Genomic DNA, 22,745 nt, shown 5'->3' with positions numbered 1-22,745 from the left:
CGTCTGCAAGCCGCCATCGACTTCGCGGGTCACCTGAGCCTTGCCATCCCCGATTTCGATCTTCGAGGCGAAGGTCGCCTGGGCGGAGCCGAGAAGGGCCGCCAGCATCTGGCCGGTCTGGTTCGAGTCGTCATCGATCGCCTGCTTGCCGACGATCACAAGACCCGGCTGCTCGGCATCGGCGACACCCTTGAGAATCTTGGCGACGGCGAGCGGCTCGACGGCATCGTCGGTCTCGACGAGGATCGCACGGTCGGCACCCATGGCAAGCGCTGTGCGCAGCGTCTCTTCGGCCTTGGCAGGACCGATCGACACCACCACCACTTCCTCGGCCTTGCCGGCTTCCTTCAGCCGCAGCGCTTCTTCCACCGAGATCTCGTCGAAGGGGTTCATCGACATCTTGACGTTCGCGAGCTCAACGCCTGTGCCATCGCCCTTCACGCGGATCTTCACGTTGTAATCAACGACGCGTTTTACGGGTACGAGGATTTTCATGGGGGCGTCCTGTTGTGTCTCTTGGCCCTTTCCGTTGGCGTCAGGCGCGAGCTGCGCAGAACGCCGGAAGTGGCGTGTTGATCGATCGCATCGCATGCTTGATGTTAGGCACGTTACAAAAGGTTCCGCCGAGCCTTGGTCCGAACCGGGCGCCACTGCTTGGCTAAACCCGCCCTCGGAGAGGACGAGGTAGGTCTCCTGTGTGCTATGGCAATGGTCGAGATAGCGCACATCAGACGCCATCCGCGACAAACCCAGCAGCACGTCCTTTCGACCATCGCCCCGATCGATCGGCGCGAGATCATCATGGGCCGAGAAGGCGGCGGCTGGCAGCTGCTGGAGAGCGTCGCGTCGTCCACCCATGTCCGCTTTCTTCCTCGCTGGAGGGGCCACGATCCCGGCCGATCAGAGATCCTTGGCGATCCTCAATCCGTCGTAGATGGCGGCATGCGTATTGCGCGCCGCAACCGCATCACCAATCCGGAAGAGCTGGAACTTGCCTTGCTCATTCCGGACGACCGACTGGGCCTGCCCGGCCAGAAGCTCGTCGTATGACGTCTCTCCCAGGTTTCGCGAGAGCGGCTTGAGTTCAAAGTACAGCTCATCGAGCGGAATGGTGCCGTGATTGATCACGATCTGGTCCACGACGCGTTCCTTGACGACGCCGCCATAGTCGCTTCCAACCTTCGCAATGATCTGGTTGCCGCTCTTCTCGGCGGATTCCAGCCGGAACGTGACCGTGAAGGTGACGTCCAGCTTCTGCAGCGAGCGCATGTAGGGCACGAGGTTCATCGCCATGACCTCAGGAGCGAACGACCGGTCCGGCGTCATGATCTCAACCTTTGCCCCTGCCTTCGCCAGGAATTCGGCTGCCTGCAGGCCGGCATGATCACCCGCATCGTCGAAGACCAGCACATTGGTGCCCGGCTTGACGTCTCCCGAGATGATATCCCAGGAGGAGACGACCAACTCATTGCCCTTCGACAGCACGTCGGTATGCGGCAGGCCGCCTGTCGCGATAATGACCACGTCGGGATTTTCGGCCGTGATGGTGTCAGCCTCCGCCCAACTGTTGAAATGAAAGGTCACGCCAAGCTTTTCGCACTGGCTCATCCGCCAATCGATGATGCTGATCATCTCCCGGCGTCGCTCGCTCTGTGCCGTAAGTCGAATTTGGCCACCGGCGTCGTTGGCCGCTTCGAACACGACGACGTCATGACCACGCTCAGCCGAGACACGCGCCGCCTCAAGCCCGGCCGGACCTGCGCCCACGATGACGATCTTCCGGCGCGCATCGCTCTTCTTGACGATATGCGGCATTGTCTGCTCGCGGCCGGTCGCCGCGTTGTGAATGCAAAACGCCAGGCCTCCCTGGTAGATACGGTCGAGACAGTAATTGGCACCGACACAGGGGCGGATATCATCCTCACGCTTCTCGATGATCTTCCTGACGATATGGGGGTCAGTCATGTGCGCGCGCGTCATGCCGATCATGTCGACCTTTCCTGACGCGATCGCGTGACGGGCCGTCGCAACGTCCTGGATCTTCGCCGCGTGGAATGTCGGGAAGGCCGTCGCGGCACGAATTTCGCCCGCGAAGTCGAGATGAGGCGCGCTCGCCATGCCTTGGATCGGGATGACGTCGGTCAGGCCGGGATCCGTATCGATATGGCCGCGGATGACGTTGAGATAGTCGATCAGGCCGCTTTCCTTCAGCCTTCGCGATATCTCGAAGCCTTCCTCCTTGCCGGTCCCGCCAGGAAGGCGTTCATCGGCGGTATATCGTACGCCGAGAATGAAGTCATCGCCGACGCGTTTTCGCATCTCGCGGAAGACGTCGAAACAGAAGCGCATGCGATTTTCGAGCGAACCGCCGTAGGGACCGTCGAGCTCGTTGGTCAGCGGTGAGTTGAACTGGTCAATCAGATGGCCATAGGCCTCGAGTTCGACACCATCCATGCCGCCAGCCTTCATGCGTTCGGCAGCGTCGGCGAAGTCCTTGATGATGCGCTCGATATCCCAATCCTCGAGCTTCTTGGGGAAAGCCCGGTGGGCCGCTTCGCGATGGTGAGACGGCGCCACAACAGGAAGCCAGTCGCCTTTGTCCCAGCGCGTGCGGCGGCCGAGATGGGTCAGCTGGATCATGATCGCAGCGCCCTCCTCATGGACGGCGTCGGTCATGTCCCGGATCCACGGCACGATCTCGTCCTTGTAGGCCAGCAGGTTGTTGAACACCGGCGGACTGTCGCGGGAGACTGCAGCCGACCCCGCCGTCATCGTCAGGGCGACCCCGCCTTTGGCGCGCTCGACCGTGTAGGCACGATAGCGCTCCTTCGGCATGCCATCCTCGGGATAGGCCGGCTCATGGGATGTTACGATGATACGATTGCGCAGCGTCAGATGCTTCAGCTGGTACGGCTGGAGAAGTGGATCGTTCGACATGTGCCGGCTCCAGATTAGGTATGGAGTGAGGCTAAACAAGAATGTACACATGTGTCAACTATGGAAAACAGACCAGTCATATATTTTGACACATATGTACATTCCTGTTGTGTGTGCATTAGCGATTTGATATGAGAGGCCTATGGACCTGACACTCAACGACAGCGGCTGGCGAGGATCGCAGGAAGGATGGCTGGAAGCGGCCTACACCTCACTGCTCGATTCCGGTGTGGATTCAGTCAAGATCCTGCCGCTTGCCAAGAAGCTCAACCTCTCGAGGACCAGCTTCTACTGGTTCTTCAAGGATCGCGAGGAATTGCTGTCCAGCCTTGTGGCGCGTTGGCGGGACAAGAACACCGGCGCCATCGTAAAACAGTCGGAGGCCTATGCGGAGACGCTCGCGGAAGCGATGCTCAACGTCTTCGATTGCTGGCTGGACAACCAACTCTTCGATAGCAAGTTCGAGTTTGCCGTGCGCAGCTGGGCACTGCAGTCGGAAGAGATTCTTGATGAGGTCCACAAGGCAGACCGAACGCGCATGGACGCGCTTTCGCGCATGTTCAAGCGGTTTGGCCATGCCGAGATCTCGGCGGATGTCCGCGCGCGCACGACCTATCTTGTTCAGATCGGCTACATCTCGATGCAAGCCAGAGAGGACATCGCCATCCGCATGAAACGGATCCCGGAATACATCGCCATCTATACCGGCGAAATTCCCCAACAACGCGAGCTCGACCGGTTCTTCGCAAGACACGGCTACAAGCCGGGCTAGGGAGAGGAACAATGGGCGCCACTGCGAGGATCGGGATCATAGGCGGGGCTGGCTGGCTTGGTACCTCTATCGCAGACTGCATCCTGGCTGCCGGCGTCGCGGCCGAACAAGATCTCACCCTGTCCTATCGCAGCTCTCGCCCAGATCGTTTCCCCCATGCGCACTGGACGTCGGACAACCAACAGCTTGTGGATCGCTCCGACGTCGTCATTCTCTCGGTGAGACCCCAGGACTGGAACCCCGACCTTTTCGACGCCAGGGGAAAGCTCCTGATCTCGGTGATGGCAGGCATCCGGCTGTCGGCGCTCGTCAGCGCGCACGGCTCCGAACGAGTCGTCAGAGCCCTGCCGAACGCGGCCGCGGAAGTACAGCATTCCTATACCCCCTGGCTGCCATCACCCAGCGTCAATGCGGACGATCGAACAATCGTGAGCCGGATCTTCGCCGCCTGTGGCGATGAAGACGAGGTGCAGAGCGAAAGTGATCTCGACTATCTGACAGGCCTGACGGGAACGGGCCCCGCCTACCCCGCGCTTCTGGCCGCCGCGATGATGAAAGACGCCATCGCTCATGGCCTGTCTCCGGCCATTGCCCAGCGCGCCGTCGTTGCGACGATGATCGGCGCCGGCCATCTTTTCGAAAAGAAACCGGATTGTCCTGACGACATCGTCGGCCGGTTTGTCGATTACCGCGGAGTCACAGCTGCCGGCATCGAGCAGATGCGCGCGGCAGGCTTCGACACCGCCGTTGCCAAGGGATTGGCTGCGGCGCTCCAGAAATCGGTGAGTATGGGAGACGCATCCTGACAACCGTGTAGGCGGGTTCGCGGCACCCCGTTGACGACATATATGCCGCTAAAGAGGGAACGATAAAATGAACAAGCTATTGGCATCGACATGTATCGCGTTCGGGCTGCTGGGAGCAGCGACCTCGGCAAATGCCGCTGACTGCGGCAGCGTCACCATCGCCAGCATGAACTGGCAAAGCGCCGAAGTGCTCTCCGCACTTGACAAGATCATCCTGAACGAAGGGTACGGCTGCCAGGCGGAAGTCACTGTCGGTGACACGGTCCCAACCATTACCTCCATGGCCGAAAAAGGCTCACCGGATATCGCGCCCGAGGCGTGGATCGATCTTCTTCCTGATGTCGTGAAGAAGGGCACCGATGAGGGCCGCATCGTCAAGGTCGGTTCGCCACTGCCCGATGGCGGCGTCCAGGGCTGGTGGATTCCCAAGTATCTCGCCGATGCCCATCCCGATATCAAGACCATCCCCGATGCGCTTAAGCATCCCGATCTCTTCCCGAGTTCCGAAGACCCGAGCAAGGGCGCCATTTTTAACGGCCCTCAGGGATGGGGCGGCACGGTCGTAACCACGCAGCTCTTCAAGGCTTTCGATGGCGAGAAGGCAGGATTTACATTGGTCGATACCGGTTCGGGCGCTGGCCTGGATGGTGCGATTTCAAAGGCCTATGAGCGCAAGCAGGGCTTCCTGTCCTATTACTGGGCTCCGACCGCGCTTCTCGGCAAGTACGAGATGGTCAAGCTTGGTGAAGGTGTTCCCGCCGACCCGACGGAATGGAAGCGCTGCAACACGGTTGCCGATTGCGCCGATCCGAAGCCCAATGCGTGGCCGGTCGATACGATCGTGACACTGGTCGCCAAGCCGTTCTCCGAGAAGGCTGGCCCCGAGGTCATGGGCTATCTCGAGAAGCGCTCCTGGAGCAATGAAACCGTCAACAAGGTCATGGCATGGATGACCGACAACCAGGCCAGCGGCGAAGACGGCGCCAAGCACTTCCTCAAGGAAAACAAGGATGTGTGGACGAAATGGGTATCGGAAGATGCCGCCAAGAAGATCGAAGCCTCGCTTTGATTGAAGGTCAGACGGCGCGCAACCCGCGCCGTCTTTTCTACAGCCGTTAGATAATCAGAACAATTGTGACGGCTCTTTCAGACAAAGGGGAACCGAATGGAATGGTTTTATAAATTCCCGCACATGAACGACGACAGTCTGCGCGATCTGAAAAAGGCCATCGACGACGGATTTCGTGGCTTCACAAGGGCTTATGGCGACACGATCGAAGGCCTGTTTTCTCCGCTCCAGCATTTTCTTCTCGCTGTCGACCGGTTCATGACGCAGACCCCCTGGCCGATCATCACGCTGATGGTGCTGATCGTTGCCTGGTTCGCGAGCCGCAGCGTGAAGATCGTTCTGAGCTGTCTCGTAACGCTTCTGCTAATCGGCTACTTCGACATGTGGGACGATACGATGAGGACGGTCGCGATGATCTTCGTCTGTACCGTTCTGTCAGTCGCAATTGGGTTGCCCATCGGCATTCTGATGGCCCGGTCAGACCGGTTTCAGCGGGTCGTACATCCAATCCTCGATGTGATGCAGACCATGCCGAGCTTTGTCTACCTCATCCCTGTTGTCATGTTGCTGGGCATCGGTCGCGTTCCCGGTCTGATCGCCGTGGTGATCTACGCAATTCCCCCAATGATCCGACTGACCGACCTCGGGATCCGTCTTGTCGACAAGGACGTCCTCGAAGCGGCCGATGCATTTGGCGTCTCCAACTCCCAGAGACTCTTCAAGGTTCAGTTGCCGCTTGCTCTGCCGACAATCATGGCCGGCATCAACCAGACAATCATGATGGCGTTGGCCATGGTCGTCGTGGCGTCGATGATCGGCGTGCAGGGTCTTGGCCAGCCGGTTCTGAAAGCGATCGCCAACCAGTATTTCACCCTCGGTATATTCAACGGCCTTGCCATCGTCGGCATCGCCATCATCTTCGACAGAGTCAGTCAGGCTTATGGCAAGCGGCTCCAGAAGCATCGGGAGATCTTCCATGGCTGACAATCACTTCGGCGGGATCAAGATCCGCAATCTCTACAAGATTTTCGGGCCGAACGGGCAGGCCTTTATCGAGGCCGTCCAAAAGGGCCTCAGCAAGGCGGACCTGAACCGAGAGCACGGACTTGTGCTCGGGCTTCGAAACATCAATCTCGAGATGCCGTCCGGCGCCATTCAAGTCATCATGGGCCTGTCGGGATCGGGCAAATCGACGCTCATCCGCCATATCAATCGGCTGATCGATCCGACGGCTGGCGAGGTGTTGGTAGACGGCGTCGACGTCGTGAAGATGAACGAAAATCAGCTGCGAGAATTTCGGCGGCGCCAGACAGCCATGGTCTTCCAGAAATTCGCACTGCTTCCACACCGCAATGTCCTTGATAACACAGTCTTCGGCCTGGAGGTTCAGGGGCTTGACCGATCAAAGGCGGTCGACGTCGCGATGCGGTGGATCGAGCGGGTGGGCCTGAAGGGCTTTGAGCAGAAATATCCCAATCAGCTTTCCGGCGGCATGCAGCAACGCGTTGGTCTCGCGCGGGCGCTTTCTAACGACGCCCCGGTTCTGCTGATGGATGAGGCCTATTCCGCTCTCGACCCCCTCATCCGCACGGATATGCAGACGGTCCTCCTGGATATCCAGAAGGAGATCAAGAAGACCATCGTCTTCATCACTCACGATCTCGACGAAGCGCTCAGGCTTGGCGACCAGATCGCGATCCTTCGCGACGGCGAAGTCATTCAGCAGGGAACGAGCCAGGATATCGTGCTGCGCCCGGCAGATGAGTATGTCGCAAACTTCGTCAAGGAGGTGAACCGCGGCCGCGTCGTTCAGGTCGAAGCCATCATGAGCCCCATCCGGCCCGGCGCGGGACTGAGCGGGATGACGATCGAGGCCCACACGACCATCGAGGAAGCCGTTCGGATGCTGGCATCGGCGCCAGATGGCGACGTGACGGTCCTTGGCCCCTCATCGCAGCCCGTCGGCGTCGTGAACTTCCGCCAACTGGCAGGAGCCATGGTGAACTCGCAGCCCCGCAAGGAGCACGAAAGCGCGGTTGCCCTCGTTAGGTGACGACGCCCTAGGCTCGACGACATCATCGCACGAGAACAGACCGCGCATGGAACTCCATGCGTGACCGTCAACCTTGTCTGGCAGTCGGGCCGCCTGCTGCCTTCCTCCCACCAACCACCATCACGAAATCGAGCTGCGCGACATGTCTCAACGATTTCCTCGCCTGTTTAGTCCTCTGAAAATCGGCCGGCACACGCTCAGGAATCGGATCGTGTTCGGCGCGCACACGGCCAACATGGCGGTCGATGGCCTGCCGTCGGCCCAGCATGTTGCCTACTATGCCGAGCGAGCGATCGGCGGAGCCGCAATGATCGTCGTCGAACCGATGCCCGTGCACGCGTCGACGGTTCTGACCAGAGGAAATTTTCGCCACTCGGACGACAGTGTCGTCCCGCATTTCAAGACGGTGGTCGGCGCCATCAAGGACAACGGCGCGATCGCGATCCAGCAGCTCTATCATGTCGGCGCACATGGAGACGCCGACAACTCCTTCCACCCGCACTGGTCGCCGTCCGGGCTTCCCAGCTATCACGATAGCGACGGCTCGCACCCGATGAGCGAGAAGGAGATTTGGGAGACGATCGACGGCTTCGTTCAGGCCGCACGGCGATGTCGCGAAGCGGGCTTCGATGGCGTCGAGGTCTGGGCCGCCTATCTTGGGATGGTCGACCAGTTCTGGACGCCGTGGAGCAACCGGCGTGACGATCGATGGGGTGGCTCGCTCGAAAACAGGACGAGAATGTCGCGCGAGATCCTCACGCGGATTCGCAAGACCTGCGGTCCCGACTTCATCGTCGGCCTGGCGGTCAGCGACGAACCTGATGTCAAGGCGGCGCTTCAAAGTGATGAGCTGGCCGAGATCATAAGCTTGCACGACAGCCTCGGCCTCATGGACTATGTCACCTGCGGCTCTGGCGGATATCTCGACTTCTACAAGCTGATGCCGACATTCATCTACCCCGAGAAACTCGGCGCCGATCTGGCGGCCACCTTGAAGAAGGTGGTGAAGAACGCCGTCATCATCGCGGAGAGCCATATCAGGACGCCAGAGAATGCCGAAACAGTCCTTGGCGAAGGAGCCTCGGATCTCGTCTCCATCGTTCGTGGCCAGATCGCCGATCCGCATCTTGCGAACAAGGCGCTGGAGGGCCGTCCCGAAGACATCAGGGGGTGCATCTCATGCAACCAGATGTGCTGGGGCCGCCGTTCCCGTGACTACTGGATAAGCTGCCTGATCAACCCTTCCGTTGGAAGGGAGGCTGAGTGGAATGGCGACCGCTTCACCAAGACAGAGCACCCGAAGCGGGTCCTTGTCATCGGTGGAGGACCAGCTGGCCTGGAAGCAGCAAGAGTGGCAGCAGAAAGAGGACACAAAGTCGTGCTTTCGGAAGCCGGAAGCCGCCTCGGCGGCAACTTCCTGCTGGCAGGGCTCCAACCGCGTCGCGCACAGATCCTCGACCTTCTCGCGTGGTACGAACGGCAACTCTCGAAGCTGGACGTGGAGGTGCGGCTCAACACCTATGTAGACGCCGACGAGATCGACGCGTCGAAGGTCGACGTCGTGCTCGTGGCGACCGGCTCCTATCCTCCCGAGACCGGCTTCCAGAAGGCCTTGCCGACCGTCGACACGATGCCGGGCATCGACAAGGGCGGCATTTTCTCGATCGAAGCCGTGATGGCGAGACAAGCAAGACCGGGCCGTCGCGTCCTTGTGCTTGATGAGGGCGGCGGATGGCGCGGCTGCGGCACCGCATGGCAACTCGCCGAGAGCGGCCACGACGTTACGATCGTCACGCCTGATCCGTTCGTCGGAAAGGAGCTGATCCGGACTGCCGCAGACGTTCCGATGAGGCGGATCCTGAAGAAGCTGGGTGTCCGTTGGATCACGGACGCGAGCATCCTCGAATGGCATGGCAACGGCGCGACCATCGTCGACAACGACATTGGAGAAACCCGTTTCGTCGAGGCCGACACGCTGGCCACAGCGACCACAAATCTGCCGATGAACTGGCTGATGGCCGGGCTTCGCGAGCGCGGCGTGACCACGCGCCAGATCGGCGATTGTGCCGCGCCACGCCAGGCTCCCTATGCCTTTTACGATGGCAGACGTGCGGGATTGGAGATCTGACATGGTCGAGGAGGTCCACCTTTCTTTCCAGGAGGCGGAGGACCTAGCAATGCGGGCCTGTCTCGCTGCAGGTGCAGCATCCTCAAGCGCTCGCTCGCTGGTGAACGCCACCCTATCGGCGGCTCGGCATGGCCGCGCGACCTTGGGGTTCCCGCACCTCTTGGATTATCTGACCGGCTTTATCGACAGGCGCATAAAGTGTGACCCGACCCCGCGGCTGGAGCGCAGTTTTCCGGCGTTCCTGGTCTGCGACGCCGACGGCGGCATCGCCCAGCTCGGCTTCGACCTTGCCCTCAACGACCTTGTGGGCGCCACAAGAACCTACGGCGTCGCCGTCTTCACCCAGCACAACAGCTTTACGACCGGCGAATTAGGCTACTATGTTCGCACCTTGGCCGACGAAGGCATAATCGCGCTTGCCGCTACCAATGCCCATGCCATGGTGGCGACGAAACCCGGCGACAGAGCCGTCTACAGCACCAACCCCCTGGCTTTCGGGTTTCCCCTTGGATCGAAGAGCCCGCCCCTGGTCATCGATCAAGCGTCGAGCGCAACCGCCTTCGTGAACATCCTTCACGCCGCCGAGGAAGATCAGCCGATCCCCGAAGGGTGGGCGGTCGACGCCAATGGCCAACCCACGACGGACCCAAGGATGGCGCTTTGCGGTACGCTGCTGCCGTTCGGCAGCCGCAAAGGTGGCAACATTGCCCTGCTCGTGGAAATGCTGTCTGCAGGCCTCTCAGGCGGAAACTGGTCCCTGGACGTGCCCGACTTCCGATCCGGCCCGACGTCTCCCGGAGTCGGTCTGACGATCATCGCCATCATGCCCGGCAAAAGCGGCGACGCACAGATCGACCGCGCCAAAGCTCAATCGCAGCGACTGCAGGAGTACAGCGTCCACGTGCCGGGCGTCACCGGCTACGAGCAACGCGCGGCTATCGAAGCGATCAGCATTCCTCGAAGCATCTTTGATCTGATCTCAGCGATCGCATTCAGGTGACAGAAGCCGGTCGTCGCCAGAAGGGCGACGCCTCTTTATCTCGGAGAGCGTGAACTCGGCTACGGGGCACCCAACTCTTCCAGTTGAATGCCCCGCATGCCTAAAGGGTTGTTGTCACGCCGGTTCATAAAGTCGCGTGCCGCGTGACCATCGCTACGCCGCAGGCAGGCCTCAGCGGCAGCGCGCTTCGTAAGTCCGACCATATCGGTCGCGATAAACACAATATCCTCGGCGCTCGGTTGATTGGCCGATGAGAGCTCCGGCTAACCCGCCTGCCACCGCGCCTACCGCCGCTCCGCCCCAGCTGTTGCTGACAGCACCGCCGATGACAGCACCTGTCCCGGCGCCAATTGCGGTACCCTTTTCGGTGGGCGTGCAGGACGCCAAAGCGCCAATCGTAGCGGTCACGATAACAATCTTCTTCAACATTATTGAACCTTCCTCGTTAGCCTTCCCTTGGCGAGTTAGTGCAGATTTACCAAAAGTCCACGGAGGGATTGCAAGAGGTTTTATTCCTGGCTCCAAAGACGGCGCTGTTTGCGAGGTGAAATGAACTATCGCAAACGCGGGCTACTACGCAGCCGAAAGCGTAGCCCGGGAACTACCGATCATGCTGAACAAGGTGATCCGATGCCTCTTGCGTGACTATCGGAAGTACTCAATCGCTCGAACTCACGGCATCAATCCTGCCACTGTGACCGGTTCGATGAGACGGCATCCCACTTACGCAGCGCTTCATTGAGCTGGGCACGTGAGGGTGCCCCGATACGCCCCCCGAACATCTGGCACTTGAGTGCCGCGGCCATGGATGAGCACCGCATGGTCTGCTCGATTTCCATACCTTCAGTGATGGCAAGCGCGAAGGTTCCGTGGAAGATATCACCTGCGGCAAGCGTATCGACGGCCTTTATCCTTGGCGCGGGAAGATGGCGAACGAGGCCGGTCGCGTCGTCGTACCACAAGCAGCCATGTTCGCCGGCGGTGACGCTGATGAAGGCATGGGGAAATCTCTGCTTCAGCAGATGGACGACTTCGACCAGGTCGGTCGCTCCAGCCAGCCGCTCTGCAGCAGGCTGCGAGAACACGATATGGCTCGCTGCCGGCGCGAGCCTCTCGATCACGCCATCCCCAACGACATCTCCGTCGAGGATGCCAGGCTTGCCCGCATCATGGGCGGCAATCAGGGTTTGCAGAGCGAGTTCGGGCCAGCGAACATCGACGAGCACGGCGTCGAAGTCGGAGATTTCTTCGGTCGTGACCGGCTTGACGCTATCGTGCAGCCGCCGATCGTAAAACGGAACGATCAGACGCTCTCCGTCGTCATCGACGAGAATGGTCGAGACGGCCGAACGGGCACCTTCCGCTCGGGTCATGCCGCTAACGTCGATGCCGCTGTTGCCGAGATCGGCTATGATATGTTCGCCCGCATCGTCATCTCCGACAGCGCCCCACAGGCTGGCATGGCCACCCAGTCGCGCGACCGCGAAAGCTGCGCTCGACGCCATTCCCTCGGCGATCTGCAGCATGTCATAGGGCAGGACCTTTCCCTGGCCAGTGGGCAATGAGCGCACGCGAAACAGGGTGTCGAGAACGGCGGCCCCAACGCAAAGGACACGGCGCGCCGGTCCAGCGGGCGGATCGAAGGCAGAAAATGTCGTCAAAATCGGCCTCTCAACTGGTCACTTGACAGCACCAGCCGTGAGGCCGGCCACGATCTGTCGTTGCGCAAACACCGTCAGTATCAGCACAGGCAGCGTGACGATCAAGGCGGCTGCCGCAAGCGGTCCCCAGCTAACCTGCTCGAAAGACAGCATGTTGTAGACCGCAACCGGGAGCGTTCGCGTCTCGCGGCTGGCCAGCACGATGCCGAAGACGAAGTTGTTCCAGGAAAAGATGACCGACAGGATGAAGGCGACAACTATGCCTGGTCTTGCAATCGGCAGGGCGACGAGCCGGAAGACCTGCCATGGTGAAGCGCCGTCGATACTCGCGGCCTCCTCCAACTCCAGCGGCGTCGTTTCGAAATAGGCGATCATGATCCAGACGACGATCGGCACGGTGACGACGAGATGGATGATGATCTGCGGCAGGAGCGTGCCGAGCAGGTTCAGCCACTGGAACAGCAGGAAGAGCGGGATGAGGAAGGAAAGGCCGGGCGTCATGCGGGAGATCATGATTACCATCGCCGATTTTTCCGCCTTCAGTCGCGCGATGCCATAGCCGGCGGGCACGCCGATCAGAAGGGCCAGAAGCGTCGCGCCGCCCGTAACCAGCACTGAATTCCAGAGGTAGAGGAAGAAGTTGTTTTCCTCGAAGACCTTGAGGTAGTTCGACCAGGCGAAGCGTTCAGGAATGAAGATTGGCGGATAGGCGCCGTTGTCGATCTCGTATTTCAGCGACAGCGAGATCATCCAGAGGAAGAACAGGATGACCGGCGAGATCATCACCAGGGCGGCGAACAGCAGTCCGATGCGATCGAGCGTCTTGCGTTTCATCAGCGCGCCTCCCCGTCCGACCAGTTCGCGCGGGCCCGTACCATCAGCAGGACGAAGGACAAGAGCACGATGAGAATGAAGAAGACCACCGCCATGGCCGAGCCATAGCCGATGTCGTAGTAGGAGAAAGCGGTGTTGTAGAGGTAGATGTTGATGGTCTCGGACGCCGTGCCGGGCCCGCCCTGGGTCATCGCGTAGATGATGTCGAAGCTCTTCACCGCGTCGATGCTGCGGATGATGACGGCGGTCATCAGGAAAGGCGCGATCATCGGAAGCGTCAGATAGCGGAACTTCTGCCAGACATTGGCGCCATCGATTGCTGCGCTCTCATACGGCTCACGCGGAACCGCGGCCAGCCCACCCAGCACGATCAGCATGACAAGTGGCGTCCATTGCCAGGTTTCGACCATGACGAGCGAGGGAATGACGCTGCTCTGGTTATAGATCCACTCCTGCGGCCCGATGCCGATGAAGGAGAGCAGGTAATTCAAAACGCCGAGCTGCGGATGGAACATCATGGTCCAGACGAGTGCGATGGCGACCGGGGTCGCCATCATCGGCATTACGAAGATACCGCGCAGAAATCCACGCAGCGGAAATTGCGCATCGAAGATCAGCGCAGCCAGCGTCCCCAGGACCAGCGGCGCCAGCACGGACAGCGACGTGTAGACCACCGTATGCCACAGAGATTCCCAGAAGCGCATGTCGCCGGCGAGACGGACATAATTGTCCATCCCGGCAAAGACCTGCGCCTGGCCAAGCGTCCAGCTGTTCACGCTCATCCACAGGGTAAACACCCACGGAAAAACGATAACGGCTGCAATGACGATCAGCGCCGGGACGACAAAGGGCCAGTAGTTGGGGGCAAACCGGCCCGGCTTGCTCCCCTTCTTTGGTGCGGCCCTGGCCACTGCGGCCGTTTCGATGCTCACCGAGGCCATTATCCCTCGCTTCTCGCAAGAACGGGTTCGAACTGAGCCGTTGCCGTCTTCAGTTCGTCCGTGGGATCGGCCCCGCCGATCATGTTGGTCAGACCGACGCCGTAGATGTCACGGAACTCCGTCACCGGGATGATGACCGGCAGGGTAAGTTGCGAGACCTTGGCCGAGCCGACAACTGCATCGAGCCATGCGCCGGGCATCTTGACGCCTTCGCGAACCTTCGCATCCTCGAGGATGGACTGACGGAACGGAACGCCGGCGCCGGCCTGCAGCAGACGGGCGCCCATGTCGTGCGAGATCGCCCATTGGCAGAAGAGATAGGCGGCTTCCTTCTTCTGGCTGGCAGCGACGACGCCGAGACCATCACCCGTCGTGGCAGCGGCCTGCGCCTTCGGACCCTTGGGCATGATGCCGTAACCGACCTGGCCGACGACGCGGGATTTCTCCGGGTTTTCGATCGGTGGTGCAAAGCCGACGCCATCGAGCCACATGCCGATCTTCCCCTGCAGGAAGGCAGACTGCGCTTCCGCCCAGTTGAAGCCGGAGACACCGGGAGGCGCCGTCTTCGTCATCAGCTTCTGATAGAGCTTTGCGGCCTCGACCGCTTCATCGGACGTCGTGCGCAATTTGCCATCAGGCCCGAGCGGGCTCGAACCATAGCCGAGCATCAGCGTCGTCCACACCGGCGTATTGGCGTTCTTCAGACCGCGGGCAACGAAGCCGTAGGTGTTGGTGGACGGATCGGTCAGGGCTTCGGCTGCACTCGCCAGCTCGTCAAAGGTTGTCGGGTAGGAAAGGCCCTTCTTTTCGAAGAGCGCCTTGTTCCAGTAGATGATCCAGTAATCGACCGAGAAGGGAAGCGACCGCAGCACACCATCCTGATCCTTGGCAAAGGCCATGCCGGCCTCGGCAAAATCGCGTTCCACAAGCGACGCGTCCGTGAGCGAAGGATCCTTGACGAAGCCGCTGATATCGGCAAGCCAGCCGCCCTTTTCGAACTGGCGTTTCTGAACGTGATAGCTCATGTGAACGACGTCGAAGCTCGGCTTGCCGGAGCTGAGCTCGATCGTGGTCTTCTGGCGTTGCTGCTGTTCAGGGGTTGCTTCGGCATTGACCTTGATGCCAGTCAGTTCCTCGAACTCGGACAGGTACTTGATCAGCGTCTCGCTGCGCGGGCTCTTGACGAGATTGACCTCGAGCGTGGTGCCGGCATAGCGCTTCCAGTCGACTGCCGCCGATGCGGAGCGCACGCTGAGCAGACTGCCCGCACCGAGCGCCGCGGTGCCCGCGAGAAAGCCGCGTCGCGTCGGATTCAAGAATGATGTCATGTTTGTCCTCCTCCTTGTGCCGGCGATCTCCTCACCTCCGGCTGGTTATGTCCTGCTAAATCCTGAGCGCACGGTCCCTTGCGTGGTTGATGTGCGCCACAAGGCTGTTGACGGCGTCTTCCACCGATCGTCGCTCGATCGCCTCCAGCACCTTCAGGTGCTCGCCCATCACGGGCCCGACCCGACCGTCGATGCGAAAGCGCTCCTGGCTGATCAGCCGCATCTTGATCGAGTTCACGCGGTAGGCGTTCGATATGATGGTATTTCCAAGCGCATCGATGAAGGCATCGTGCATGCCCCAGTCAACCGCCTGGGCTCGCACCTCGAGCTCATGAGACGCATCGCCATTTCGAATGGCGTCAGCGATATTCTGATGCTGCTTCAAGAGCTTCGCGATCGTTTCGTCCGATGCCGAGCGGGTGAAGAGCGCCACTGCTTCCTTCTCCAGAAAAACACGAAGCTGGAACGCCTCACGAATGAGGTTGAGATCAATATGGGCGATCTGCAGTCCGCGCTGCGGCACGGTCTTGATCAATCCCTCGGCCTCAAGCCGGGGGATGAGTTCGCGGATGGCGCCGAGCGTGAGGCCCGTCAACTCCACCAGGCGGCGCTGTGACACGAATTGGCCGGGGCGCACGTCACGCGCGAGGAGGTGACGCGTGAAGCTCTCATACGCCTTTTCCCGCAGTGTCGGCTGCTCGTCCGTTCCGTCCATCGCCTCCCCCAAAAACATGCCTCGCCTATGCAGCCTTCGACCGGAAAAGAGAATCGAAAGCAAGGGCGAGTTGGCTTTGCCCTTCCTCGGATATTGAAACAAGCGGCGGACGAACCGCAAGCCACATTTCATCATCCGTCAGACGCGCCACCATCGCCTTGACCGCAGCTGTCACAGGATATTTGAGAAGCTCGGCCACGAAATCTTCGATACGGGAATCGTCCCTGCCCTCTTCTGCCATGAGCTTGACCTCGTCGGGCACGAAGTTGGCCATGCCGGAGATTGCGCCCTGCCCACCAAGCCGAACACCCTTTGCCAGATGGCGTTCGTCTCCGATCAGGATGACCAGATCGCCATGCGCCTTGAGCAGGCTTTCGGTAAAGGGCCAGTCACCGGACGAATCCTTGACACCGACGACGACACGCGGAAACGCGGCACGCAGCCGCCCGATCAACGACACTGTCAGCGGCACCATGGTTACAGAAGGGATATTGTAGACGATGACGTCAGCAGCCTTGTCGCCCAGGATGGCGAATACGGCGGAAAACCAGCGGAAGAGGCCATCGTCGCTGACGTTCTTGAAATAGGAGGGCGGAGCCAGGAGAATGTTGCGGACTCCCTTGGAGAGCGCATGGCCGGCCTGAGCCGCCGCATCTTCAGCAGCATCGACGAGGACGCCGACAACGATCTTGCCTGGGGCGATCCCAGCCGCGAGGAAAGCGGCAAGAACGCGCTCCCGCTCCTGCGTTCCGATGGACGAACCCTCACCAGTTGTCCCAAAGAGCGTCACGCTCGAGCATCCGGCTGCCAGGCAACGCCGGGCCTGCGCGATCATGGCATCGATCGCGATATCGCCGTCGCCATCAAACGGCGTGGCCAAAGCGGCAGAAAGCCCGAATTTCTCAGTCACATCATTCCTCCCATTTAACATGCCAATCGTAACCAGCTAACATGTCAGTTGTAAAGAGCTGATTACAGAATAACAGGTGAAGATCTGGCGACCGTCGCAGGGCCGGCTGTTCCAGTCCGCCAGTCGATATCAATAAGGGGGGCAAGCAACCGTCGAAACCGCGCGTGCTCACAACTTCGGCAACGAACAAAGACTTGGCATCGCCGCGAGCGATGCTCGCTAGACGTTGCAAGGTCTGCGGCTGCTCGCGAACGCCAGCCGATCATGCCAGCGCGCGCCAGGTTTCGATTTGCCTCATGCCTTCGGCAAAAGCTGGCCCATTGCTTAAAAAAGGGGCGCAAATATCGGCTCGCGAAGCGCTCACGCTGCGACCTGGATAAACTCGATCGGTCCGCCAGGGATGTTGTCGTCGAACACCGCGCATGACAATCGGCCGCCGAAGACGCAGGCACTGTCGAGGTTTGTTCGATTGCCGGTCGTCTGCGGGTTCTCGAGCGAAGGCGTGTGGCCGTGCACGAGATGCTTGCCCCAGTATTCGCTGGAGTAACCGCCCGGGAAGCGCGTCCACATGAGATCTTCGGCTGTCTGATCTTCGAAGAACGCCCCTTCCTTGACCCCCGCGTGTACGAAGAGACGGTACTGGTCCTGGTGGAACAACGGTAATGCTGCGGCCCATTGAAGATGCGAGGGCAGGATCTCATGCCCGTAGGACGCCAAAGTCTTGAGGCCTCCATTTTCAAGCCACCAACTCTCGTCATGACAGCCATCATGAGCGCCGACCATCATATCCTCGTGGTTGCCCTTGAGCGAGATCCAGCGCCAGCCGGCGGGCGCTTCTACCGTGAGCGTATCGAGGACCGCTTTGCTATCCGGGCCGCGATCGACATAGTCACCGAGAAAAACGACCGTGCCGCCCGATGCGTAGGCATCGATATGTGTCAACATGCGCCTGAGCGGGCTTATGCAGCCGTGGATATCTCCGATCGCAAAGGTATAGCTCATAGCGCATCTCCTAGCTTCCCAACCGCTCACTGCATCATTGAACGGATGAAGGTGGAAGATAGGGCACCTTGGGGAGTTCGGCGCGCCTGCGACGAACATGAGCCGTCGCCTCGCCGATCACTCTAGAAGCCAAGCCAAAGAGGAGCCAGACCAGTGAACCTGACGAAGAGCTAAAAGTGACCGAAGGTCGGGATGTACCTGACGCACTCGATCAGCCGGATGTGCCGATGCCCATACGGACACCGGCAGCATAAGGATCGGCTGAGCGATGGTGTCTCCCCCCGAAAACCAGACTGCCGCGTTCTAGCGGCTTGCCGCGAAGTCGGCCATGCGACGGATCAGGAAGGATCCGACTGTGGCGCCGGCGTCCTGCAGACCGACGGTCTTTTCCTGGAAGGCGGCTGCCTTGCCGTGCTGCGCCAACATGGATTTTGTGGCTTCCAATGCCTGTTCAGCCGCTTTCGCTGTGACGCTCAATGCATCTGAAAGCGATGCATTTGCGGCAGCCTGCGCTTCCAGTGTCGTGGCGATCGGATCCAGTACGTCGAGCAGGGTCTTGTCGCCGACCTTGGCCTTGCCGCGCTCGGCAACGCCGTCACGGAATGCTCGCCAGAAGGCAACTAGGTCGGTCGTATCAAGCGTTTCCTTGCCTTCAACCGCCTTGCTCGCGCGCAGGAACCCGGTTGCTGTCAAGGTACCCATGGTGGACGGCGCCGTGCGCGCCATGGTCGCCCCGGCCGTGCGCAGCAGTTTGGAAATGCCCGCTGCCTCGCCTTCGGCTTCCAGTGCCTCCGCAGCGGCGGCGAAGGACTTGCTCATGGTGATCCCAAGGTCGCTGTCACCCACCTTGCCATCGAGCGCGATGAGGAACTCGCGCTGCTCGGCAAAAAGCTCCTTCCAGCTCTTGAAGAGGTCGATGAAGTTCGCGGCGTTCAGTGTCTGAAGCGTCATGGCATCACCCTGCGACGTACTGGAAGAATGGTGTGTTTGCCGGGGCTGCGACCAGCCGATCCAGCTCTTCGTCGAGATGCAGGATCGAGATCGATGCGCCGGCCATCTCCATCGAGGTCGCGAATTCGCCGACCCAGACGTATTTCGCCGTGACGCCGCGTGCTTCCAGAAGCTGGGAGACGCGACGGAAGAGGATGTAGAGCTCTTCCAGCGGCGTGCCGCCGAGGCCGTTCATCAGCACGGCAACGTTGTCGCCAGACTTGTAGTCGGTTTCGGCGAAGATGCGCTCCATCATCTCGTCGACGACAACATCGGCCGGCGCCAGCTTCTTTCGGCTGATACCGTTCTCGCCATGGATACCCATGCCGATTTCCATCTCGTCCTCGCCGATGGAGAAGGTGGCATGGCCGATCTCAGGAACGACGCAGCTCGAGAGTGCCACACCCATGGTGCGGGTGCGCAGGCGAGCCTTGTCGGCAAGACGCGTGACCTCGTCCAGCGAAAGACCTTCGGCAGCAGCAGCGCCCGCAGCCTTGTAGATGAAGAAGATGCCTGCGACGCCGCGGCGCTTGTGTTCTTCGCCGACGACCGACGATGCAACGTCGTCGTTGCCAACCACCTGCTTGACGGCGATGCCGTCGAGATCGGCGAGTTCGGCCGCCATGTCGAAGTTGATGAGGTCGCCGGTATAGTTGCCATAGATGTAGAGCACGCCTGCACCCTGATCGATGTGCTTCGTCACCTGGTACATCTGCTCGGCGCTGGGCGACTGGAAGACGCCGCCGACTGCGGCACCATCCAGCATTCCGTCGCCGACGAAGCCGAGGAAGGTCGGCAGGTGGCCGGAGCCGCCGCCGGTAGCGATACCGACCTTGCCGGCCTTGATCTTGGATGTGACGAGGCAGCGCAGATCGCCAGCCGTATGGGTGACGGCGGGATGGGCCTTGTAGATGCCTTCGAGCATCTCGTCGACGAAGTTGACGGGGTCGTTCAGGAACTTTTTCACGGGTTTCCTCCGGGAGTGGGGGTTATTTCTTACGCTGGCGCGTGACGAAGAAGGCGGCGGCCAGCAGGATGAAGCTTCCGACGACGAGCCGTTGCCAGGTGCTGGGAATGCCAACCATGACGAGCACGCTGTTGAGCACGACGATCAGCAACACACCGAGAAGGGTGCCGAGAACCGTGCCGGTGCCGCCGGTAATACGGGCCCCGCCGAGCACGACAGCGGCGATGACGTTGATCTCGGTGCCAACGAGATCGAAGGGGTTGGCCTGCCGGTTGGCACAGACATGGATGATGCCGGCAAGGCCCGCGAGCGCGCCTGCATAGCCGAACAGGAAGACGTGCACCGTCCGCAGACTGTAGCCAAGGCGGCTTGCAATGTCGGCGTTGCCGCCGACGGCGAAGATCGCGCGCCCCATCAGGGTACGATTGAGGATCCACCAGGTGACCAGAGCCGCGACGGGCAAGACGAGGAAGTAGAATGGCAGCGTGATCAGCGCGCCGTTGGCAGATTCAAACTGGAGGAGCGGCATGCGACCGAAAGCGCCCATCTGCGGCGGCAACGTCATGATCCAGACCGTGCCGATGAAGGAGAGCAAGAAGCCGCGGAAGAGATACTGTGTGCCGATGGTGACGATCAGCGACGGCACCTTTAGGTGATGAACGAGCAGGCCATTGATGATGCCAAGGACCGCGCCGCCGAGTGTCGCCATCAGGATGACGACGATGATGGGCAGACCCGGCAGATAGTGCTGCACCAGCACCGTCATCGAGTACATGGTGAAGGCCGCGATCGCCGTGAAGGAGACATCGATGCCGCCAGCCGCGAGGATGATGAAGACGCCAAGCGCGAACAGCCCCATGACCACGCTGGCACGGCCGATATCGATGAGCGTCGAAGGCTGCAGGAAGGCCGGGTTGGCGATGGTAACGCCGACAACGATCGCTATCAGGAGAAGGAAGGTAATCGTCTCCGGGCGACGATGCACGAGCGCACCGAAGCTGAAGGAGCGGGACGGATTGGCAGCGCCGTGGAGTTCATCGGTTCGTGAAGCGCTCATCGCATAGTCTCCGTCGTAGTCACCAGCATGGCCTTGTAGAGCTGGTCTTCGGTTGCCTGCTCCGCATCCATCTCCGCGACCACCTGGCCGCCGTTCATGACGAGGATGCGGTCAGCGTTCTGCAGCAGTTCGGGCAGATCGTCGCTGACGATGATGAGGCCCATGCCGGATTCGGCGAGCGCCTGGATGACGCGGTAGATCGTATCCTTGGAGCCGACATCGACACCGACCGTCGGTCCGTGCAAAACGAGGAGCTTCGGGGCGATGCTCAGCCACCGGCCGATAAGCACGCGCTGCTGGTTACCGCCCGAAAGTGCTCCGACCGGCAGGTCCAGGTTCTTCGTGTTGAGCCGCATTTCCTCGGAGAGCCGGGCGGCGATCGTGCGCCCTTCCTCCCGGTCGACGACACCGAGCGCATTGGCAAGGCGCGAGACGATCAGCGCGATCTCGTTTTCGAAGATCGACTTACCAAGGAACAATCCTTCGGCGAGCCGGTCCTCCGGCACATAACCGATGCCGCGTTCAATCGCCTCCGCAGGCGAACGCACGGAAACGGTCTTGCCCTCGAGGGTAACGACGCCGCTTGTCGCGGGGGCAACGCCGGTGAGCGCCATGGCGAGTTCGTTGCGGCCGGAATCGGCCAAGCCGGTGATGCCGAGGATTTCGCCCTTCCTGATGGAAAAGCTCATGTCCCGCACACCGTCGGCGACAAGGCGATCGACCTTGAGGAGGTCGGCATCGGCTGGCTTGCCGGTGCGGTAGCGCTGGGCGTCGATGGATCGGCCGGTCATCAATTCGGCCAGTTCCTTCTTGGTGTAATTGGCGATGGGTCCTTGGGCAACACACTGGCCATCACGGAAGACAACCGCGTGCCCGCCGATGCGGTAGCATTCGTCGAGCTTGTGCGTGACAAAAAGCACGGCGACGTTCTCGGAACGCAGTCTCTCGACGACGCGAATGAGGTTGTCCACCTCGCGGCGGGTCAGAGAAGTTGTCGGTTCATCCATGATGACGAGCTTGGCGCGGGTCGCAATCGCACGTGCGATGGCAACGAGCTGACGCGACGCGAGTGGCAGGTCGGACACGACAGTGTTGAGGAAGGCGCGGTCAGTCGGCAGGCCGGCAGCGGCAAGCGCCCGCTCAGCCGTCTGCCTTAGCCGCTTCCGGTCGAAGAGGCGTGCCAGGCGGCCGTTGGCATTGACCAGCTGCTCGTTCAGCGCGACGTTTTCAGCAACCGTGAGGTTGGGCAGCAGTGACAGGTCTTGGTAGACGGTCTCGATGCCGGCAGCGAGCGATTGGATCGGCGTTAGCGACGAAAAGGTCTCGCCATCGAGGATGATGTCTCCCGAGGTTGGCGCGTGCGCGCCCGACATGATCTTGATTACGGTGCTCTTGCCGCAACCGTTCTCACCGAGGAGATGGTAGGCTTCGCCGGGCTGCAGCGTCAGGTCGATGCCGCGCAAGGCATGGACGCCGCCAAACCATTTCTGAATATTTTTGAGTTCAAGGAGCGCTGCCGAACGCTGCGCGGTGTGTGCTTGTGCCGCCACGGAAATTGTCCTCATGCTGACCGGC

General features: G+C 60.7%; 21 protein-coding genes and 1 pseudogene. 7 read left to right on the top strand and 15 right to left on the bottom strand.

The genetic code is table 11. The features are described from left to right. The 3 genes and pseudogenes from A6U87_RS30495 to A6U87_RS19705 form a co-directional block, all read right to left on the bottom strand. The coding region (locus A6U87_RS30495) for an electron transfer flavoprotein subunit beta/FixA family protein (protein WP_065693009.1) at positions 1–495 on the bottom strand (495 nt) is incomplete at its 3' end. A 168-nt stretch (positions 496–663) separates the two neighbouring features. After that, positions 664–858 (bottom strand): annotated as a pseudogene (locus A6U87_RS30705) (dimethylsulfonioproprionate lyase family protein); the annotation flags it as partial. 42 nt (positions 859–900) lie between these two features. Continuing rightward, a complete protein-coding gene (locus tag A6U87_RS19705; protein WP_065692964.1) occupies positions 901–2,937 on the bottom strand; it encodes an NADH:flavin oxidoreductase in 2,037 nt (678 codons plus the stop codon). A 142-nt stretch (positions 2,938–3,079) separates the two neighbouring features. Between A6U87_RS19705 and A6U87_RS19700 the strand changes: the two genes are divergently transcribed. The 7 genes from A6U87_RS19700 (at position 3,080) to A6U87_RS19670 (ending at position 10,765) form a co-directional block, all read left to right on the top strand. Further along, positions 3,080–3,709 (top strand): TetR/AcrR family transcriptional regulator, encoded by a 630-nt coding sequence (locus tag A6U87_RS19700; RefSeq protein WP_065692963.1) that lies wholly within the window; start codon positions 3,080–3,082, stop codon positions 3,707–3,709. 11 nt (positions 3,710–3,720) lie between these two features. Next, positions 3,721–4,515, top strand: a complete 795-nt coding sequence (locus A6U87_RS19695; RefSeq protein WP_065692962.1) for a pyrroline-5-carboxylate reductase — start codon at positions 3,721–3,723, stop codon at positions 4,513–4,515. A gap of 67 nt (positions 4,516–4,582) precedes the next feature. Beyond that, positions 4,583–5,584 carry an ABC transporter substrate-binding protein gene (locus tag A6U87_RS19690; protein ID WP_065692961.1) on the top strand — a complete coding sequence of 334 codons (1,002 nt, stop codon included), beginning with the start codon at positions 4,583–4,585 and terminating at the stop codon, positions 5,582–5,584. Between the two features lie 96 nt (positions 5,585–5,680). Beyond that, complete coding sequence (locus tag A6U87_RS19685) at positions 5,681–6,568, top strand: proline/glycine betaine ABC transporter permease (RefSeq protein ID WP_065692960.1); 888 nt, start codon at positions 5,681–5,683, stop codon at positions 6,566–6,568. Further along, positions 6,561–7,637: a glycine betaine/L-proline ABC transporter ATP-binding protein gene (locus A6U87_RS19680; protein WP_065692959.1), complete on the top strand. Its 1,077-nt coding sequence runs from the start codon at positions 6,561–6,563 to the stop codon at positions 7,635–7,637. Before A6U87_RS19685 ends, A6U87_RS19680 begins: the two co-directional genes overlap by 8 nt. A gap of 142 nt (positions 7,638–7,779) precedes the next feature. Next, positions 7,780–9,765 carry an FAD-dependent oxidoreductase gene (locus tag A6U87_RS19675; protein ID WP_065692958.1) on the top strand — a complete coding sequence of 662 codons (1,986 nt, stop codon included), beginning with the start codon at positions 7,780–7,782 and terminating at the stop codon, positions 9,763–9,765. A gap of 1 nt (position 9,766) precedes the next feature. Next, positions 9,767–10,765 carry an Ldh family oxidoreductase gene (locus A6U87_RS19670; protein WP_065692957.1) on the top strand — a complete coding sequence of 333 codons (999 nt, stop codon included), beginning with the start codon at positions 9,767–9,769 and terminating at the stop codon, positions 10,763–10,765. 171 nt (positions 10,766–10,936) lie between these two features. Here A6U87_RS19670 and A6U87_RS29375 read toward each other — a convergent pair whose 3' ends face one another. From A6U87_RS29375 to A6U87_RS19615, 12 genes are all read right to left on the bottom strand, one after another. Then, positions 10,937–11,194, bottom strand: coding sequence for a YMGG-like glycine zipper-containing protein (locus A6U87_RS29375; protein ID WP_083199573.1), 258 nt, complete (start codon positions 11,192–11,194; stop codon positions 10,937–10,939). A gap of 251 nt (positions 11,195–11,445) precedes the next feature. After that, positions 11,446–12,426, bottom strand: a complete 981-nt coding sequence (locus A6U87_RS19665; RefSeq protein ID WP_065692956.1) for a sugar kinase — start codon at positions 12,424–12,426, stop codon at positions 11,446–11,448. 18 nt (positions 12,427–12,444) lie between these two features. Further along, positions 12,445–13,260, bottom strand: coding sequence for a carbohydrate ABC transporter permease (locus tag A6U87_RS19660; protein WP_065692955.1), 816 nt, complete (start codon positions 13,258–13,260; stop codon positions 12,445–12,447). After that, positions 13,260–14,201 carry a carbohydrate ABC transporter permease gene (locus tag A6U87_RS19655; protein WP_065692954.1) on the bottom strand — a complete coding sequence of 314 codons (942 nt, stop codon included), beginning with the start codon at positions 14,199–14,201 and terminating at the stop codon, positions 13,260–13,262. Before A6U87_RS19655 ends, A6U87_RS19660 begins: the two co-directional genes overlap by 1 nt. Beyond that, a complete protein-coding gene (locus A6U87_RS19650) occupies positions 14,201–15,529 on the bottom strand; it encodes an ABC transporter substrate-binding protein (RefSeq protein ID WP_065692953.1) in 1,329 nt (442 codons plus the stop codon). The genes A6U87_RS19655 and A6U87_RS19650 overlap by 1 nt, the downstream gene beginning before the upstream one ends. Positions 15,530–15,584: 55 nt before the next feature. Then, positions 15,585–16,262: a GntR family transcriptional regulator gene (locus tag A6U87_RS19645; protein ID WP_198928731.1), complete on the bottom strand. Its 678-nt coding sequence runs from the start codon at positions 16,260–16,262 to the stop codon at positions 15,585–15,587. A gap of 7 nt (positions 16,263–16,269) precedes the next feature. Beyond that, positions 16,270–17,154: a dihydrodipicolinate synthase family protein gene (locus A6U87_RS19640; protein WP_065692951.1), complete on the bottom strand. Its 885-nt coding sequence runs from the start codon at positions 17,152–17,154 to the stop codon at positions 16,270–16,272. A 360-nt stretch (positions 17,155–17,514) separates the two neighbouring features. Next, positions 17,515–18,156 (bottom strand): metallophosphoesterase family protein, encoded by a 642-nt coding sequence (locus A6U87_RS19635; protein ID WP_065692950.1) that lies wholly within the window; start codon positions 18,154–18,156, stop codon positions 17,515–17,517. A gap of 303 nt (positions 18,157–18,459) precedes the next feature. Continuing rightward, the gene (locus tag A6U87_RS19630; protein WP_065692949.1) at positions 18,460–19,107 is read right to left on the bottom strand and encodes a dihydroxyacetone kinase family protein; all 648 of its coding nucleotides are present in this window, start codon (positions 19,105–19,107) and stop codon (positions 18,460–18,462) included. A gap of 4 nt (positions 19,108–19,111) precedes the next feature. Next, positions 19,112–20,113: a dihydroxyacetone kinase subunit DhaK gene (locus A6U87_RS19625; RefSeq protein ID WP_065692948.1), complete on the bottom strand. Its 1,002-nt coding sequence runs from the start codon at positions 20,111–20,113 to the stop codon at positions 19,112–19,114. A 22-nt stretch (positions 20,114–20,135) separates the two neighbouring features. Then, positions 20,136–21,170 (bottom strand): ABC transporter permease, encoded by a 1,035-nt coding sequence (locus A6U87_RS19620; protein WP_065692947.1) that lies wholly within the window; start codon positions 21,168–21,170, stop codon positions 20,136–20,138. Further along, a complete protein-coding gene (locus A6U87_RS19615) occupies positions 21,167–22,720 on the bottom strand; it encodes a sugar ABC transporter ATP-binding protein (RefSeq protein WP_244499537.1) in 1,554 nt (517 codons plus the stop codon). Before A6U87_RS19615 ends, A6U87_RS19620 begins: the two co-directional genes overlap by 4 nt. Positions 22,721–22,745 lie beyond the last annotated feature (25 nt).

The sequence above is a fragment of the Rhizobium sp. AC44/96 genome (assembly GCF_001692185.1).
In the GTDB taxonomy this organism is placed as follows: domain Bacteria; phylum Pseudomonadota; class Alphaproteobacteria; order Rhizobiales; family Rhizobiaceae; genus Rhizobium.
The sequence above is the reverse complement of the archived record's forward strand: the minus strand, read 5'-3'. Positions and strand labels throughout refer to the sequence as shown.

Excerpts from the sequence above, each read along its gene's own strand:
- A6U87_RS19655 (WP_065692954.1), bottom strand. The coding sequence starts at position 14,201 with ATGGCCTCGGTGAGCATCGAAACGGCCGCAGTGGCCAGGGCCGCACCA.
- A6U87_RS29375 (WP_083199573.1), bottom strand. The coding sequence starts at position 11,194 with ATGTTGAAGAAGATTGTTATCGTGACCGCTACGATTGGCGCTTTGGCG.
- A6U87_RS19690 (WP_065692961.1), top strand. The coding sequence starts at position 4,583 with ATGAACAAGCTATTGGCATCGACATGTATCGCGTTCGGGCTGCTGGGA.
- A6U87_RS19675 (WP_065692958.1), top strand. The coding sequence starts at position 7,780 with ATGTCTCAACGATTTCCTCGCCTGTTTAGTCCTCTGAAAATCGGCCGG.
- A6U87_RS19635 (WP_065692950.1), bottom strand. The coding sequence starts at position 18,156 with ATGAGCTATACCTTTGCGATCGGAGATATCCACGGCTGCATAAGCCCG.
- A6U87_RS19685 (WP_065692960.1), top strand. The coding sequence starts at position 5,681 with ATGGAATGGTTTTATAAATTCCCGCACATGAACGACGACAGTCTGCGC.
- A6U87_RS19670 (WP_065692957.1), top strand. The coding sequence starts at position 9,767 with ATGGTCGAGGAGGTCCACCTTTCTTTCCAGGAGGCGGAGGACCTAGCA.
- A6U87_RS19650 (WP_065692953.1), bottom strand. The coding sequence starts at position 15,529 with ATGACATCATTCTTGAATCCGACGCGACGCGGCTTTCTCGCGGGCACC.
- A6U87_RS19680 (WP_065692959.1), top strand. The coding sequence starts at position 6,561 with ATGGCTGACAATCACTTCGGCGGGATCAAGATCCGCAATCTCTACAAG.
- A6U87_RS19695 (WP_065692962.1), top strand. The coding sequence starts at position 3,721 with ATGGGCGCCACTGCGAGGATCGGGATCATAGGCGGGGCTGGCTGGCTT.
- A6U87_RS19620 (WP_065692947.1), bottom strand. The coding sequence starts at position 21,170 with ATGAGCGCTTCACGAACCGATGAACTCCACGGCGCTGCCAATCCGTCC.
- A6U87_RS19660 (WP_065692955.1), bottom strand. The coding sequence starts at position 13,260 with ATGAAACGCAAGACGCTCGATCGCATCGGACTGCTGTTCGCCGCCCTG.
- A6U87_RS19705 (WP_065692964.1), bottom strand. The coding sequence starts at position 2,937 with ATGTCGAACGATCCACTTCTCCAGCCGTACCAGCTGAAGCATCTGACG.
- A6U87_RS19700 (WP_065692963.1), top strand. The coding sequence starts at position 3,080 with ATGGACCTGACACTCAACGACAGCGGCTGGCGAGGATCGCAGGAAGGA.
- A6U87_RS19645 (WP_198928731.1), bottom strand. The coding sequence starts at position 16,262 with ATGTTTTTGGGGGAGGCGATGGACGGAACGGACGAGCAGCCGACACTG.
- A6U87_RS19630 (WP_065692949.1), bottom strand. The coding sequence starts at position 19,107 with ATGACGCTTCAGACACTGAACGCCGCGAACTTCATCGACCTCTTCAAG.